This window comes from Paenibacillus sp. P4_E11, assembly GCF_056401635.1.
This window is the reverse complement of sequence record NZ_JBFUIX010000064.1, coordinates 1-15,591: the sequence shown is the minus strand read 5'-3', so window position 1 is coordinate 15,591 and position 15,591 is coordinate 1. Positions and strand designations below refer to the sequence as shown.

Here is a 15,591-nt window from a genome sequence, read left to right as displayed (position 1 = left end):
CCATATTCACGGAAATAGCTGTTGCAGGGATCGCCATGCTATTTTACTTTAGCTTCTTCACAAGGTAAGATTCATATTATTTCCAATTCAATAGGAAGTGACTGATCCTTCATGGATACTTTCAAGCGGAAATCGCCGGAAGAAATTCTTCACACTATCTCCAAGCTGCACCAGGGACGGTTGAAAATTATTATCGGCGCCGTCAGCGGGTCCGGCAAGACGTATCACATGCTCCGGGAGGGCCAGCAATTGAAGAAGGAAGGCATCGACGTGGTCATCTGCGCGGTGTCGACTTTGAGGCGTCCGGAAACGGTGGAACAGCTGGCTGATCTGGAACGGGTTCCGAGCATTCACTGGATGGATGGGAGCATCGAACGCAAGGATTTGAATCTGAAGGGCTTACTGGAGCGGAATCCGGAAGCTGTGCTCGTCGATAATCTGGCGCATTGCAACCGTGAAGGTGCGCGGTTCGCCACTCGGCTGGAGGATATTCAGTATCTGCTCAGCCATGGGATTAGCGTCATCACGACTATTAATGTATATGAGCTAGAGGGGATTCACTCCCTCGCCCGCGATTGGACTGGGGTCGAAGCGGAGCACACGGTCCCGGCGGATACGCTGGAATTGGCGGATGAAGTACGTCTCATCGACGTCTCACCCGAAACTTTATTGAAGCGCATGGAGGAAGGACACTTATCGGGCAGCCACAACGCTGCTTTATTCAAGAGAGGTAATCTAGCTGTGTTGCGTGAGCTGGCACTGCGTCTAGTCGCGGAAGATGTGAACGGGACACTGGAGAAGCACCGTGAGGAGATGGGACTGGTCGGTCCATCCGGGGCGACAGAACGCATCCTGGTGTCCGTACAGTATCATTGGAACGGTTCGCTTTACATTCGGCGCGGGCAGCAAGTCGCGAGAAGATTGAATGCGGATTTGTTAGCCGTCACGTTCGTCCATCCGCAGCGTGAACTTTCCAAAGAATCGGCTGCATTCAAGCGGTCCATGCTGAAGCTGGTGGAGAAAGTTCATGCCCAGTTCGAGGAGCTGCCGCTCCCATCCAGACGCAAGCTGCCTTCGGTGCTGGTGCGATACGCCTTGGAACGTCATGTTACGCGCATCGTCCTGGGACATTCGAGACAATCCCGTTGGCAGGAGCTGTGGCAAGGTTCGATCGTCAGTAAAATGTTGAACAAAACTCGTAACATCGACATCTTCCTAATGGCAGATCGTGCCGCAAGAGAAGGCGAACAGATCATTCCAGCAAAGACCGTTCAACCCAAGGAAACTGGGTTATTCCGTAGACTGTCCACGGCCGAAGTGGAGCAGAAGATCGAGAAGATCATTCGCGGACGGTTGAAGGTGTTGATCGGAGCCGCGCCGGGAGTCGGTAAAACGTACGCGATGTTACGTGAGGGTAATTCGCTTCTGGGTAAAGGAATCGATGTGGTGATCGGCTTGTTGGAAACCCACGGACGTGATGAAACGACAGCGCAGATCGGGGAGCTTCCTCTCGTCCCGCGACGGAAAGTGAGCTATCAGAATGTGCAGCTGGAGGAGATGGATGCGGATGCGATCATCACCCGTAATCCCGAAGTCGTCCTGATTGACGAACTCGCGCATACAAATGTACCTGGCAGCCATACTAAAAAAAGGTATGACGATGTCATTCGCATTCTGGACGCTGGTATCTCGGTCATCTCCACCGTCAATGTGCAGCACCTCGAAAGCCTGAACGATGCGGTAGAGCAATTAACCGGTGTTCGTGTCCGGGAGACCGTGCCTGATTACATTCTAAGGATGGCCGACGAGGTCGAGCTGATCGATGTGACCCCCCAATCGCTCCGGCAACGAATGCGGGACGGGAAAATATACGCCATGAACAAGGTCGACCAAGCCTTAGAGGCATTCTTCAAGACCGGCAACCTGATTGCGCTGCGCGAATTAGCCCTGCGGGAAATTGCCGATGACGTGGATGAACGGCTGGAAGCGTGGCAGCGCACCACGACTCCGCATAGCGACATCTGGCCTTCGAAGTTGACTTCAGCCGCCGTCCGCGGCGCCCGAAGCATATCACAGCAAGCGTTACGTGGGCCGTGGCGAAGAAAGGAAGTCATCTTCGTCTGCGTCAATCTGACGCCACACGCGGAACGGCTAATTCGTCGGGGATTCCGGATCGCTCACAGACTGAAAGCCGCCTGGTACGTTGCTTTCGTAGATGACGAACGGGCACAGAGCGATGAGCAGGAGAAGAAGCTTGCCGCTGTACGAAGCTTGACCGAACGGCTGGGCGGAATCTTCCTGTTGCTTGAGGGCAAGCATCGTAAGGAGATTGCCGAGGTTATTCTGCAGCACACCGCCCAATTCCAAGTAACCCAGCTCATTCTGGGCCAGCCTCCACGTTCACATTGGTATACCCTGAACCCACCCTCCATCGTGCAGCGTCTGCTCCGGACGGCTCGACATATCGACATGCTCGTCGTAGCCGATTATGATCCGTTGGTCAAGCTGGAGCCGGAATAAGGTTAACCGATACTTTACAAACATAAGTGTTGCAGATGTTGATTTATGACCTCGAATAGGGGATAATAAATAAGTGCACTATACATATCATTTAGGAGGTATTTACCATGGCCCATCAATTACCAGCACTTCCTTACGCGAACAACGCACTGGAGCCCCATATCGACGAGCAAACAATGATGATTCACCACGATCGTCACCACAATGCTTATGTAACGAACTTGAACGCAGCTCTGGAAGCTCATCCCGATCTTCAAGCTAAGAGCATTAACGACCTGATCGCGGATCTGAACAGCGTACCTGAGAACATTCGCGCAGCTGTTCGCAACAACGGTGGAGGACACGCGAACCACTCCCTGTTCTGGGAAGTAATCGGTCCTAATGGCGGCGGACAACCTACTGGTGCATTGGCTGACGCAATCAACAGCGAACTGGGCGGCTTCGACAAGTTCAAGGAAGATTTCGCCAAAGCCGGCACAACTCGTTTCGGTAGCGGTTGGGCATGGTTGAGCGTGAAGGACGGCAAACTGTCCGTCAGCAGCACGCCTAACCAAGACAGCCCTGTCATGGAAGGTGCTACGCCAATCCTCGGCATGGACGTATGGGAGCACGCCTACTACCTGAAATACCAAAACAAACGCCCTGACTACATCGCCGCTTTCTGGAACGTAGTGAACTGGGACGAAGTAGCTAAGCGTTACGCTGCAGCTAAGTAATCTTAACTATAAGAAGACCGTCCAGTGCCATATAGGTGCTGGGCGGTTTTTTTCACAGATAGGTCTAGACTTGACAACGTTCCCAGATTCGCTTCATATTCCCTCCAAAAACCAACACCTTCTCTTCGAGTGACAAGTTGGCGTAAGCTAGCCAGCCTACCTGGGGACGAGGGTCTCTCATTGGGGAGTCGGTACCGAACAGAACCTTGTCTGCCCCTGCCTCACGAACCAAGTACTCAATGGCACCCAATGTTACCGTTGTATAGGTTAGCTGGAGATACACATTCGGAAACGCCTTAGCTGTCTTGGCGTACAATACAGCTATTTCGAAAGTTCTGGCTCCATGATCCATGAATATCGCCACATTCGGATAACGACTTGCCAACTCTTCAATCTGTGATACATACACACTGTCACTCTGCCCGGCTGGGTCGACAAGCGCATACAGGCTTAGCTCATTCCCCAACTTCCACCAAGCCTCATAGATCGGATCCGTATAGGGAATATGAGATAAGTAATAATAGGGCTTCATTCCTTTAAATTTCTTTTCCAGATGCCACTTCCGCGCCTCAGACTCGACATCCGTTACATAGTTAGGATCAATAACGGCATATCCTTCTACTTCATCCGGGTACTTGCTAATGGCTTGTACAGCTATCTCGTTCCCCGCTTCCGAATCACCGCCGTTAATTCCAGCCCAAGGTGCGATTGACATTCTTCTAATCCCTAGCTGCCGATAAAGGCTGATCATAGCATCAATATCACCGCGAAGCATGGGATAGCCGCTCCCTGTCCCTCCCCCATCCTCTATTAGATGCGTATGGGAGTCATAGACCGTAATTTCAATCGGCAATCCGCGTGACGCCTGTGCCGTAATCTCATCCTGATCAGGAACTCGAGCTACTGGAGGGGTGATACCTAGCAGCGCAGCCAGATTGCCGCCAGCAATCCGTTGCTTTGCTTCTTCCGGAATTTGAGCGTAATCTATTAACGCCCTGGCTGCACCTGGACTTTTGCGCGGCATCCCACTGCCGAAGAACAAGCGTGACGCTCCGTATCTATCATAGGCGGTTTCGATGATGGCATTGCTCTGCAACGCCGAGAATTCAATACATAACTTCTCGAACTCATCCATAATCGGGAACAATCGCCGCTCTTGACTCCAGCTCAACCCTTGCAGCAGCACCGTTAGCTCTGGATGCTCCCGTAGTACATTTGCCAGTTGGCCGAGAGTAGCTTCCCCGCCATCGATAAGCAGAGGAATCCGTTCTGCCGATAGTGCATCGAATAGTCTGCCTGCAGTCATGATAAGTTAAAAAAGCAAATCAGAATAGTACAAACTAGCATTAATCCGTCTCCAGACCGAGTCGAAGGTTGCCTCAAGACTGATCAGAATGAACCGTACGAATGATATAATTCCGATTAGGAACTTCTTCTCAAAGGACGGGATTGCTCATGAACTGGTACCATTCCTTCATTCGGTATTTTCAAGACAAGCAGGAAATCGACTATCAATGGCCTCGGACAGGGTTTCCGGTTGTCAGCATCAAGACTAATGGCGGGCTCAATTGGAAGAAACCCAAAGTGGCAATAGGCCTCATCGCATTCGGAGATGTCGCGATCGGATTGGTGTCCGGTGGAGCCGTCTCCGTCGGTCTGTTGTCAGCAGGAGCTGTCGCGTTAGGAGGCGTTTCGCTCGGAGCCGTGGCGATCAGCACGTATTTGTCAGGCGGAGCGGTTGCGATTAGCGGCTTTCTGGCTGCGGGAGCCGTAGCCATCGGCAAGCTTGCTTTGGGAGCGGTTGCCATCGGCAAGCTTGCTTTGGGAGCGGTTGCCATTGGTCAATGGGCGATCGGTGCCGTCGGTATCGGGCACTATGGCTTAGGTGTGGTTGGGATTGGCGAGACCGCTTATGGACTTGTTGCCATCGGCAAGCATGGATTCGGTCTGATCCCCTTGACCGTTGACGTGTATGACTGGATTAGAGGATGGTTCGGAAAATAATGCTGTCGCCCCGTTGATTCGTAATGATTCGTCCCGCTCTCGAATATAATGGCATCGAATGCGATTATGATGGAGGGACGAAACCGCGATGTCCAAAACAAACCGTGGAAAAGCACTCTGGAAGCTGCCTTCCCGAGGGAGAGGAACTTGTCCGGTATGCGGATCGACCCGCATCAAGCTGCTCTATACCCGCACTCTTCAGGATGGGCAGAAGACGAAGGTATGCAAGAGATGCCGGACGCAGGCGAGCGCGTAGCCGCTAGATTGCACCGTGCAGGATACACAAATGGCGTTAACGATGAGCACTCTGTGCTCATCGTTAACGCCATTTGTTGTGCTCGATAATTGGATAAGTAAACTACGAAATCACCGGGATGCTGACCGCTCGGCCTGTTTCGATAGCTTCGAGCACTTTAATCACAGTGATCGTGCTTCTGGCACTGTCGTATGTTTGCCACTCTCAGAGATGACAATTCCTACTCTTGTAAAATCACTTGTGCCGTGTTATGTTCGTCGCAAAAGTACGAGGAGGTTAGCCATGAATCCCATTATTGTACCCACGAACTACTATCAACATTTTGATGCGGATATCACATTGGATGTTCCAGGCGAGGGATACGGGGGGTGGAAGAAAACCGATTTGCCGCTCAGTCTGGAGCACACTGCCGTTGTGGTCATGCACGCTTGGGACATTGGTACGGCGGAGCAGTATCCAGGCTGGCGCCGAGCTGTTGAATACACGCCTAGATCATATGCTATTAGCCGGGATGTCTTTCCGAATTTGCTTGGAGCTGTCCGTCAATCCGGACTCAAGCTCTTTCACGTTGTGGGCGGCCGCGATTACTACTCGCACTATCCCGGTTACGCGGCCGCTGCACAGCTCGCAGGTGAAGAACCTCCTTCACCTGAGAAGATAGCAGGAGATGCGGTGCTTGAACAATTACGCAGTTTTCGATCAGCCAAAGTGTTCCCAGGGGCTCACAATCAAGCGGATATCGCCAAGGGATACCCGCATATTGACTTCCTGAAGGAATCTGCGCCTCAAGGCGATGAAGGAATAGCTGCTACTTCGAACCAGCTGTTCGCCTTATGCAAGGAGCATGGCATCAACCATTTGATTTATACCGGATTCGCGATCAACTGGTGCTTGCTGTTATCCCCAGGCGGGATGGCAGATATGACCAAACACGGGATTCTCTGCTCAGCGATCCGTCAGGCCGTGACAGCCGTGGAGAACAAAGAAACCGCACGTCAAGAGCTTAACAAGGAGCTCGCTTTGTGGCGGGTGGCGCTTGCGTTCGGGTTTGTGTACGATGTAGATGACTTTATCCATTCTGTAGACACCGTCGGGAGTAGCGTATCTACGACGAAATAGCGTTAGCGACGAGCACATAAATGCTCGTCGTTAACGCTATTTGTTATTCGGCAGGTTAGATGCAAGTATTGATCTACAGAGCGATTATCATTAAGCCCTTCAGTGCTACTTGGAAATGCAAGGGGCGGAAGTGCATTATGAAATGGTATCAGTCGTTCAATCGGCTAGTGCAAGCGGCCAGGAGATCGACTATCAATGGCCCGCACCGCAAGCGAGAGCGTAAGCGGTAAATTTACGTGAGCAGACAACAATAACAAATGGCGTTCAGCTTCCCGCTGACGCAATCGATGTCATGCTAGTCCGAAATTCGCCATTCAGCTACCTGTAGGAACCCAGTATGAAGGCACTCCTGGTGTTTCACTAAACCTAACGGGATTCATATAAAGTCCCACTAGACTTAACCCGAACGGACACAGAAGCTCTTATTTGTTGATTTTAGGGTCGAATCGCTTCCTATCGGACACAGGATCCCTTATTTGCCTGTTATAGAGCCTTATCGGATGAAATTGTATGAAATAAGGGCTGCTCGGTCCGTAAGGATCGTGCAATATAGGGGTAAGCAGCAAATAAGGTCTCTGGGGTCCGTTCATTTGGTTTCGATCCCTATACGGAATATAAATCTAAAAATGTCTCGGTGTTTTGGTGCCAAACTAGAAAAGCCTCGGTTGACGAGGCTTTTCTAGGCTTACACCGACTCCGGGGAAACCGTCATCGGACGGAGCTCGCGAATGATGCGCAGGAATACGTTCGGGAACGCGTACCGCTCCATCTCGGCTACATCGATCCATCGAAACGACTCGTCGAATGCTTCTCCACTAGTGGCAAAATCCACGAATCGGCAGCGATAGACATCCAGCTGCCATTGAATATGACTGAACGTATGCTCCGCCTCCATCAGTCGCTCACCCGGCTCCACGAGCAGGCCGAATTGCTCGGCCAACTCGCCGCGCAGCAGCTCCGCATCGCGCCCCCGCCGCCGTTCGGCGGGCTCCACGGCGGACGAGAGGAGCATGTCCGCTGCTTCAGCGGCGGAAGAGCCTGCGCGGGCGGCAGCCGGGCTAGCATCGGCGGCGCTGGACGCGGTGGCGTGGCGGGCGGGTGACGAGTGTTCGCTGGCGGCATCGCCGCCGCCGAACATGTCGGCCGCACCGCCAGCCCCCGCGCTGCCGCGCGCAGCTCTCGCACCTTCGCCTGCGGCGCTGGCGCCGAACATGTCGGCCGCTCCGCCGTCCGCCGTGCTGGCGCGCGCCACACCCGCGCTAGCCGCGCCGCTGCGCTCGCGGCCCTTGCCGCCCGTCGGCTTCGCCGCCTTGAGCGCCGCAGGCACCTCCACTCCCGCAACGTGCGGGAGTTCCCACATGCGCGCCAGCAAGCCGTCCTGCGGCCGCTGGCGGATCAAGAACCGGCCGCGATGCTCGCCGGTGCCTTCCACGAACGCCACGAGCCGGGCTTCCGGCCGTGGCGGCTTGGCCTTCGTCTTGACCGGCAAGACGTCGGTCATGCCTTCCAGCCGGGCGGCGCAATGCTCCATCACCGGACAGGTCAAGCAGCTCGGCGACTTCGGTGTGCACACGGTCGCCCCCAGCTCCATCAGCGCTTGATTGAAGTCGCGGGCTTCCCCTTCGGGGATGAGCGACTTGGCCAGCGCCTCAATGCGAATGCGCGTGGACGACTTCGCAATGTCGTCTTGCAAGAGGAAGAAGCGCGACAATACGCGCATTACATTCCCGTCAACCGCTGGCTCCGGCTTGTTGTAGGCAATGCTCAATATTGCGCCGGACGTATAGGGACCGACACCTTTCAGCGTTGACACTTCTTCCAACGTATCGGGCACGGTTCCACCGTAGCGTTCCTTAACTTCCCGCACAGCCGCTTGCAAATTACGGGCGCGTGAGTAGTAGCCAAGACCCTCCCACTGCTTCAGCACCTCTTCTTCCGGAGCATCTGCCAACGCTTCAATCGTCGGAAACTTGTCCAGGAACCGATGATAGTAAGGAATGACGGTATCCACTCGCGTCTGCTGCAGCATCACTTCTGAAGTCCAGATATGATAAGGATCGCGGCTTCGGCGCCATGGCAAATCCCTGTTATGTTTTTTGTACCACGCGAGCAACGGCTCTGAATATATACGCAATTGTTCCGTATTTTCCATATCAAACTCCTCATAGACCAGCATATTCGGACAGGTACATCCCCTTATTGTGACACGGGAGCAAACTGCTTGGCAATACCTCTGCCGCCTTCAACTTGATTCGAAAGGGTCGATCCAAATTGTAAGTCCAACGGTCATCGATTATACTTATTGGCATGCATCTATTCCAGGATTAGAAAACTATGTTGTGAAGCGAGGCTGGCTATGCTAACTCCCGGAGAAATCGCCGCCCAACTGAATCGATTCGTATTCTCCCTGCTGCTGATCGGTCATCAGAAAGCGGACGAATCTTGGGTTCAGCACTTGCGGACAATCCGTCATCATTCTTTCTGGCTAATCGTGAAAGGAAAAGGCACGTTCAAGATTAATGGCACGTTGTATCCGGCAGAGCCTGGCAAGCTGTTCTTCTTCTCACCCGGCATGCTCGTCGAGCGGAACACAGACCCTGAACAGCCGATCGAGTATTATTTTGTTCGGTTTCACTATAAAGAGACGTATGAAGAGAAGGAACAGTGGATTTCACGCGATGTGACCGAATGTCCGTTTCCTCTACAAGGCATGTACTCGATGCAGAACACGCCTCAACTCATCTACTTGATGGAGCAGCTGTTCGCGTTGTGGCAACGACGGGGTCATATGACCGCGATGCGGCGGAAAATATTGCTGCACGAGTTCCTACTCGCACTCTTACAAGATTTTCGAGCTCAGAAAATTGCCGGCGATACGACAGCTGCAATCGAGCTGACGCAGGAATTTATGGTACAGCACTATCAGGAGCCGCTTACGCTGGAGCAACTGGCCCAACTTGCCGGCCTTAGCGTCAGCCACTACTCCCGTTTGTTCAAAAAGTATATTGGGTATAGCCCTATCGATTTCCTGACTCATCTTCGCATGGACCGGGCCAAAGAGCTGCTTATCTTATCCGATTATCGTTTGAAGTCGATCGCCGGCAGTGTTGGATATGTCGATGAGTTTTATTTCAGCCGTATCTTCAAAAAAGTAGTAGGACTGTCCCCACGCGAGTACGCCAAAAAACACCGAGTCGATCCGGCTCAATAAGCTGGTCCGTTCAGCTGGTCTGTTCAATTGACATCATTTCAGACTAATAGTAAGCTAACCTTGTCAATCGAGGTGAACAACAATGAATACCCAATCGGTCCGCAGCTACAATCCTTACCTATATATATGGGGCGCACAATGGATCACACAGGCGCTCCTTGCTTACTTCTGGAACTTGGAGCCGCAGAGCATAGCCGTAACCGTCACTATTGGGCTGGCCGCTCTGCTCAGTGCGCTTCTGTTCGTTGTTCGCTGGAATCGCGGGAGAACTGCGACTGTGAGGCGCAACGACGCCCCCCGTTCTCAACCAACCACCCACCGCGCGATCTTCTTGGTGCCGTTATGCTTCGTACTGGTATCCATCGGTCTGTTGCTGTATGTGGCCCCGGAGAGCTATATGTTATACGATTTACTGCGAGCACTAGGGCTCGCCTTCTTCTACATCGTGATTGGTCTATGGCTGGGACGCGAGCTAGTCTACCTAGGACTGTGGCTATTCGCCTTAACCGTAATCGTCAGCATCTGGTTCCTTGGCTTCGCGCCACTTGTCCTGCTGTTCTTCGGGGGGCTCAGCCTATTAGCCTGTGCGGTTATATTCCGATTGTGGGCACGGTCAGCCGCTTAATGCTCCAGCGTACGAACATCCAGTAAACTCCCCGTTGTGTATCTAGCGTCGGTCATCACCTGCAGCAGCTTGCTAGCAACGCTCTCAGGCGTCTGCAGGGAACCGGATTGTTTCAGTTCGACGAATCGGGCGTGCTGGGAGAAATCGCTTGGATTCGTGGAGCGAATCACTTGCTGCATCGGCGTGTCTACGACACCTGGGGCGATGGACAATACTCTTACAGGGTTCGACTGTCCTTGCTGTTCCAGTCCAACACAGCGGGTGAACATGTCGAGGCCGGCCTTCGAGCTGCAGTAGCTGCTCCAGCCTTCGTAAGGATGGCGACCCGCACCGGATGAGATGTTCAGTACCGCCTTATCTCCTGGGCAAGACGCCAAATGTCGGACGAACGCGGATGTCAGTATCATCGGTGCGACCAAATTGAGCTGAACGTTGCGTGCTATCTCCTCTGCTCCACACCGTTCCGCAGGTGCAATAGGTTGGACCATGCCGGCATTGTTAATGAGGTAGGCCGCTTGCAGCGATTTCACATCGCAGCCCCATTCGGTACCTGCATCGGCTAAGATTCGTTCCATTAGCTGCTCCAGTCCATCTGTCTGAGCCAGATCGTACGGAACCCATTCCAGTCTATTCTTGGCTTCAGCCATTAAATTTTTGTTTTCGGTTCTTGAAATCGCCACAATCCAGGTGTCTTCGTGCCCGAGCAAATTCCGTACTAAAGCTTCTCCTAAGCCTTGGGAAGCTCCCGTCACTATTACGATTCTCATAAGTTGTCTACTCCTTCATACATCCTATTACGACCGGAGGCCGATCCCATATGAACATCATAAAGCTTATCTTGCTCCCGCTCAACCGCACTCTTTTACTCCTCGTATGTATCGTGACGCTTGCAGCTACGTTGTCCGGTTGCGGAGAGAAGGCCGACAGTAAGGATGCTGCAGATGCGAAGGGGAACCCTGATCTTCTCAAACTTGCATCGGAAGACACTCAAGCTATCTACAAGAAGCGCTGTATGTCTTGTCATGGCGACGGATTACAAGGACGCATCGGACCTTCTACGAACCTGACCCAAGTGGGCGGACGTCTCACCGCTGAACAAATCGATACCCAAATTCGTAAGGGCGGCAACGGCATGCCCGGATTTCAGAATGATTTGAAGCCAGAACAGGTTGATGCTCTTAAAGATTGGTTGGCCGGATTAAAATAACGAACCGTGTTCTTTAACTGCCAGCTTTATTATTCGGCTACAAGCGCCTTCGTTACATGCATTTTCCCAAGTTTGTAAGCCATAGGCATTGATGCGAATATCGTTAAGATAACTATGAATCCTGCTACAATGACTAATTCACCCCTTGGAACGGTAAAAGCACCCAATTGATTCGCTCCGCCCAGTGCATTGTAAAATGCAAACGCCATTATCATTCCGGTTGTAAAGCCAAGAATAACAGCTAGCAATGAAAAAATCGCAGATTGTGTTATTACGACTCTAATCATTTGCAACGGCGTCAAATGAATGGCTCGAAGAACAGCGTACTCGCGCCGTTTTGCGTGGATGCTTGCGCTAAGCGTGTTGAACATCCCTATCAAACCGCATGCCATTACAACTACTGCAAAAGCCCATAGCATGCCCATCCGCTGTTTGACTTGAACGATTATGTTCTCGATTTCCGCCTGCTTGTTTCTCCATCGAAGGTCCGGATAACGGCTCTGCAGCGCATCCAAGCTTTCTTTAATCTGGTAGTCCGCGTTGCCTCCATTCACCCAAAAAAGCTCTGAGGTCCCGCCAGTGGTCAAATGAACGGGGTTGCTCACATCAATAAAAAGGTATCGGTCGGCTGGAGTATATTTATAGCTATAAAGCGGAAAATCTTCCAGTGTTGCACCTATCGTAACAGTTCTCTGAAGATCACCAATCTGAAGCTGTAGTCGATCCCCCACGGCAACCCCTAATTGCTTCGCATATTCTAGCGGAATTACTGCAGACGATTCCATAGCACCCGATATGCGGGGGAAGACGCCAATACTGGACAATTTCTCGATATCCGTAACAATAAACTGCACTTGTTCACGCTGAATACTACCTTTTCTGTCCTTACCTGCATATTTCAACGCCCATTCTGGGTCAGATCGCGCAAAATCATAGTCAACCAAACGCGCCGATTGTGGGCGTTCCAACGGAATTGCCTTTTCTACACCGGGAATCTGTTCGAGATCATCCACAAGCTGTGTTGGCAACCCCGAGGGAAATGGATATTGTGCCGCACTATGAATCACGTAGTCCGTAACAAAGGAACTCTCTATACTATGGATGGATGTAGATTTTACTTGAAAGAAAAGCGTACTGATTGGCATGAAAACAGTTAAAGAGAGAGAAATAATAACAATAATGAATGCGCTTTGCTTACGTTCCGGAACGGAGTATTTCAAAGCAATTAATGATGTCCTGCTTCCAAGCCGAGCAATTAGTGCAGCAATGAATCGCAAGACTGGACTTACAATGAACAATATTGCGCACGACACCCCTATTGTCAATACAAGTCCTCCAACCGTACTGCACAATACTCGAACTCCAGAGCCTGACCTCATTGTCATACTAGCAATAAGCATGGCAGCACCGAGAGAGAAGAGGAGCAATAGGAGAACAACTCCCTTTTTCTCCTGACCATTACTCGCACCAGGTTCCCGAAAACAGTCGATAGGGTCAATCCCCGTCGCTTTCCACGCAGGAATCAAGGAAACCGCGATGACCGATATCCATGCGAATATCGCAATCCCCAGTAAAGCCCACCAATGTATCGGAGCTTGCATCATATCCATTCTTGCCCATTGAGACAAGACACTTGTCCCTATATGGCCTGCCCAAACACCGAATCCTATACCAACAACGGCACCTATAAACCCGATTATTACACCTTCGTAAATCACGATCTTTCCTAATTGTTGCGTGCTTCCGCCCATTGATCTTACAACCGCTAGTTCGGTAAACCTTTCTCTAAACGTTATTTGACTAATCGCCATGAACAATACAACGCTTACCATACATGCGATAACAGCCAATACATAACCCATTACTTGAAAGCTTAGAACATTATCTCTTTCTTTCTCCGTTCCGTCCAAAAGCTCGATGTTCGGAATCGGTTTCATTGGAAGAGCCGAATTCAATATAAAAGGGACGGTCTTCTTATTCACATTCGGATTCAGGTCGATAATTATAGGGTTTACATATCCACTCAATCCCATTTCCTGCTGCAGTGTTTCCAGGTGAAAGTAAGCCATTTCTGACGATTTACCATCCGAACCCTTTCTACTTTGAATGATTTCCGCCACTTTCCACTCGATTCGTCTGCCACTCTTTAATGGAAAAGTGACGGTTTCGGAGACATTGACCTTCAACCGATTAGCTATGTTACTCGTAATTACAACCTCATAAGCTGCTAACGATCGATTAAACCGATAGTACGATTTGGCCAATGGGCTATTATCGACCCCCACATACTTTAAACCCTCTACAATGAATTCATCAGTCCTTTCCGTGTAGTACTGTGAATCCTCCAGAGCTTCTCCCAACTCTCGTACAATGTTCGATTCTCTGATTCTTTGCACATCGTCATGGGTCAGCGCCCGTAGTTGCGGTATTGTTCCATGATGAAACCCAATCCAATAATCGGCCTCACCGTATTTTTCATATAGCTCATGATCGATGGCCTTGTTCATTTTGTCATACAACAGAAACATCGAGCTAAGAAGACCGACGGTAAGTGCGACAGCGATCAAGGAAAATAGCGTTCTTCCCTTTTTTATCCATATCATCCGGAGAGCAAGTCCCCATAGATTCGATATCATGCGCCCTCTCCTAATCCTGATACATCATGAAGCCTCTCGAAAATGATAGTCATACGCTCCTGTATTCCCATTGAGTGATCATGAACCCATTCTTGCTCAACCGCTCCATCCTGGAACAGGATGACACGATCTGCATGGGCCGCAACAACAGGATCGTGAGTGACAAGCAGCACGGATTGACGAAGCTCCGTTCTCATTATAGAAAATAACTTCAACACTTCCATGGTCGTATTCATATCCAAATTGCCGGTAGGCTCGTCTCCAAGTAACAATGAGGGTCGTCGCACCAGCGCCCTTGCAATGGCTACCCGTTGCTGCTGCCCCCCTGAAAGTTGACTTGGCCGATGCTTACGGCGTTCATATAACCCGACGAAATGAAGCATTTCCTCAACCGCACTAGTGATCGCCTGCTTGTTCCATCCTGCTAGAATTAATGGAAGAGCGACATTTTCTTCAGCTGTCAGTGCGGATAGAAGATTGAAAGCTTGAAATACGAATCCTATCCTCTCCCGACGGAACTCTGTGGCCATTGGCTCATTGAACAACAACTTGTTCACTTCCTGACCTTCTACAAATATTTGACCACCCGAAGGACGCTCCATTCCGCCTAATATATGCAGTAATGTTGATTTTCCCGACCCGCTTGCGCCCATAACAGCGACAAACTCCCCTTGTTGCAGCTTCAAATTGACTGATTTAAGCGCTTCCACGCGATGCTCCCCTGATACAAACACTTTTCGTATATCCCTAACTTCAAGGATTGGTTGCAATTCATCCACCACCGTTATGTATTATTCTTTTAGATATTGAAAACATACTATCATCTGAATCTCGATACCAGTCTGCTTGAGCCCGAAACATTCTCCAATATTCTCCACGGGCTGACAGCAGAGCAGTATGGTCTCCCTGTTCAACGAGCTTGCCGTCTTTAAGAACCAGAATCAAATCTGCAAATCGGGCTGGTCCCAATCGGTGTGAAATCATAATAGTAGTTTTTCCAACTGATAGTTCAAGAAATTGATCAAAGACCTCCATCTCAGCTTGAGGATCCAGCGCGGATGTCGGTTCATCAAAAATAATAATTTCCGGGTTTCGCATATAAGCTCGTGCAATAGCAACTTTCTGCCATTGTCCACCTGACAGTTCTTTACCTCCATTAAATTCTGATCCAAGATGTGTATCCAATCCTTTGTTCAAACTAATCAATAGGGAGTTTAACCCCGCTTTAGTTACTGCTTCTTGAATTTTTGAGTTATTCGCTATTTCATCTATATTTCCGCTATTTCATCTATATTTC

Annotated in this window: 14 protein-coding genes; 8 read left to right on the top strand and 6 right to left on the bottom strand. The window is 50.8% G+C overall.

Going from position 1 to position 15,591, the window contains the following annotated elements:
* The first annotated feature begins 111 nt into the window (after window positions 1-111).
* Both AC1DWB_RS21930 and AC1DWB_RS21925 read left to right on the top strand, forming a co-directional pair.
* The gene (locus AC1DWB_RS21930; protein WP_477543221.1) at window positions 112-2,520 is read left to right on the top strand and encodes a histidine kinase; all 2,409 of its coding nucleotides are present in this window, start codon (window positions 112-114) and stop codon (window positions 2,518-2,520) included.
* A gap of 107 nt (window positions 2,521-2,627) precedes the next feature.
* Window positions 2,628-3,236 carry a superoxide dismutase gene (locus AC1DWB_RS21925; RefSeq protein WP_477543220.1) on the top strand — a complete coding sequence of 203 codons (609 nt, stop codon included), beginning with the start codon at window positions 2,628-2,630 and terminating at the stop codon, window positions 3,234-3,236.
* Between the two features lie 64 nt (window positions 3,237-3,300).
* Here AC1DWB_RS21925 and AC1DWB_RS21920 read toward each other — a convergent pair whose 3' ends face one another.
* Complete coding sequence (locus tag AC1DWB_RS21920) at window positions 3,301-4,542, bottom strand: amidohydrolase family protein (protein WP_477543219.1); 1,242 nt, start codon at window positions 4,540-4,542, stop codon at window positions 3,301-3,303.
* A gap of 149 nt (window positions 4,543-4,691) precedes the next feature.
* Between AC1DWB_RS21920 and AC1DWB_RS21915 the strand changes: the two genes are divergently transcribed.
* From AC1DWB_RS21915 to AC1DWB_RS21905, 3 genes are all read left to right on the top strand, one after another.
* On the top strand, window positions 4,692-5,240 hold the full coding sequence (locus AC1DWB_RS21915) for a hypothetical protein (protein ID WP_477543218.1): 549 nt from the start codon (window positions 4,692-4,694) through the stop codon (window positions 5,238-5,240).
* Between the two features lie 88 nt (window positions 5,241-5,328).
* A complete protein-coding gene (locus tag AC1DWB_RS21910; RefSeq protein WP_477543217.1) occupies window positions 5,329-5,496 on the top strand; it encodes a hypothetical protein in 168 nt (55 codons plus the stop codon).
* A gap of 282 nt (window positions 5,497-5,778) precedes the next feature.
* Window positions 5,779-6,615 carry a hypothetical protein gene (locus tag AC1DWB_RS21905; protein WP_477543216.1) on the top strand — a complete coding sequence of 279 codons (837 nt, stop codon included), beginning with the start codon at window positions 5,779-5,781 and terminating at the stop codon, window positions 6,613-6,615.
* Between the two features lie 685 nt (window positions 6,616-7,300).
* On the opposite strand, the gene mutY is transcribed toward AC1DWB_RS21905, so the two are convergent.
* A complete protein-coding gene (mutY, locus tag AC1DWB_RS21900) occupies window positions 7,301-8,791 on the bottom strand; it encodes an A/G-specific adenine glycosylase (RefSeq protein WP_477543215.1) in 1,491 nt (496 codons plus the stop codon).
* 180 nt (window positions 8,792-8,971) lie between these two features.
* On the opposite strand from mutY, the gene AC1DWB_RS21895 reads away from it, so the two are divergent.
* A complete protein-coding gene (locus AC1DWB_RS21895) occupies window positions 8,972-9,826 on the top strand; it encodes an AraC family transcriptional regulator (RefSeq protein ID WP_477543214.1) in 855 nt (284 codons plus the stop codon).
* An 82-nt stretch (window positions 9,827-9,908) separates the two neighbouring features.
* Window positions 9,909-10,451: a hypothetical protein gene (locus AC1DWB_RS21890; protein WP_477543213.1), complete on the top strand. Its 543-nt coding sequence runs from the start codon at window positions 9,909-9,911 to the stop codon at window positions 10,449-10,451.
* Here AC1DWB_RS21890 and AC1DWB_RS21885 read toward each other — a convergent pair.
* On the bottom strand, window positions 10,448-11,218 hold the full coding sequence (locus tag AC1DWB_RS21885) for a (S)-benzoin forming benzil reductase (protein WP_477543212.1): 771 nt from the start codon (window positions 11,216-11,218) through the stop codon (window positions 10,448-10,450). The genes AC1DWB_RS21890 and AC1DWB_RS21885 overlap by 4 nt on opposite strands.
* Window positions 11,219-11,268: 50 nt before the next feature.
* Here AC1DWB_RS21885 and AC1DWB_RS21880 point away from each other — a divergent pair, with 50 nt between their 5' ends.
* Window positions 11,269-11,658 carry a c-type cytochrome gene (locus AC1DWB_RS21880; protein WP_477543211.1) on the top strand — a complete coding sequence of 130 codons (390 nt, stop codon included), beginning with the start codon at window positions 11,269-11,271 and terminating at the stop codon, window positions 11,656-11,658.
* Window positions 11,659-11,687: 29 nt separating this feature from the next.
* On the opposite strand, the gene AC1DWB_RS21875 is transcribed toward AC1DWB_RS21880, so the two are convergent.
* The 3 genes from AC1DWB_RS21875 to AC1DWB_RS21865 form a co-directional block, all read right to left on the bottom strand.
* Window positions 11,688-14,294: an FtsX-like permease family protein gene (locus AC1DWB_RS21875; RefSeq protein WP_477543210.1), complete on the bottom strand. Its 2,607-nt coding sequence runs from the start codon at window positions 14,292-14,294 to the stop codon at window positions 11,688-11,690.
* On the bottom strand, window positions 14,291-15,004 hold the full coding sequence (locus AC1DWB_RS21870) for an ABC transporter ATP-binding protein (protein ID WP_477543209.1): 714 nt from the start codon (window positions 15,002-15,004) through the stop codon (window positions 14,291-14,293). Before AC1DWB_RS21870 ends, AC1DWB_RS21875 begins: the two co-directional genes overlap by 4 nt.
* A 61-nt stretch (window positions 15,005-15,065) precedes the next feature.
* The gene (locus AC1DWB_RS21865; RefSeq protein WP_477543240.1) at window positions 15,066-15,539 is read right to left on the bottom strand and encodes an ATP-binding cassette domain-containing protein; all 474 of its coding nucleotides are present in this window, start codon (window positions 15,537-15,539) and stop codon (window positions 15,066-15,068) included.
* Window positions 15,540-15,591 lie beyond the last annotated feature (52 nt).

Excerpts from the sequence above, each read along its gene's own strand:
- AC1DWB_RS21930 (WP_477543221.1), top strand. The coding sequence starts at position 112 with ATGGATACTTTCAAGCGGAAATCGCCGGAAGAAATTCTTCACACTATC.
- AC1DWB_RS21925 (WP_477543220.1), top strand. The coding sequence starts at position 2,628 with ATGGCCCATCAATTACCAGCACTTCCTTACGCGAACAACGCACTGGAG.
- AC1DWB_RS21920 (WP_477543219.1), bottom strand. The coding sequence starts at position 4,542 with ATGACTGCAGGCAGACTATTCGATGCACTATCGGCAGAACGGATTCCT.
- AC1DWB_RS21915 (WP_477543218.1), top strand. The coding sequence starts at position 4,692 with ATGAACTGGTACCATTCCTTCATTCGGTATTTTCAAGACAAGCAGGAA.
- AC1DWB_RS21910 (WP_477543217.1), top strand. The coding sequence starts at position 5,329 with ATGTCCAAAACAAACCGTGGAAAAGCACTCTGGAAGCTGCCTTCCCGA.
- AC1DWB_RS21905 (WP_477543216.1), top strand. The coding sequence starts at position 5,779 with ATGAATCCCATTATTGTACCCACGAACTACTATCAACATTTTGATGCG.
- mutY (WP_477543215.1), bottom strand. The coding sequence starts at position 8,791 with ATGCTGGTCTATGAGGAGTTTGATATGGAAAATACGGAACAATTGCGT.
- AC1DWB_RS21895 (WP_477543214.1), top strand. The coding sequence starts at position 8,972 with ATGCTAACTCCCGGAGAAATCGCCGCCCAACTGAATCGATTCGTATTC.
- AC1DWB_RS21890 (WP_477543213.1), top strand. The coding sequence starts at position 9,909 with ATGAATACCCAATCGGTCCGCAGCTACAATCCTTACCTATATATATGG.
- AC1DWB_RS21885 (WP_477543212.1), bottom strand. The coding sequence starts at position 11,218 with ATGAGAATCGTAATAGTGACGGGAGCTTCCCAAGGCTTAGGAGAAGCT.
- AC1DWB_RS21880 (WP_477543211.1), top strand. The coding sequence starts at position 11,269 with ATGAACATCATAAAGCTTATCTTGCTCCCGCTCAACCGCACTCTTTTA.
- AC1DWB_RS21875 (WP_477543210.1), bottom strand. The coding sequence starts at position 14,294 with ATGATATCGAATCTATGGGGACTTGCTCTCCGGATGATATGGATAAAA.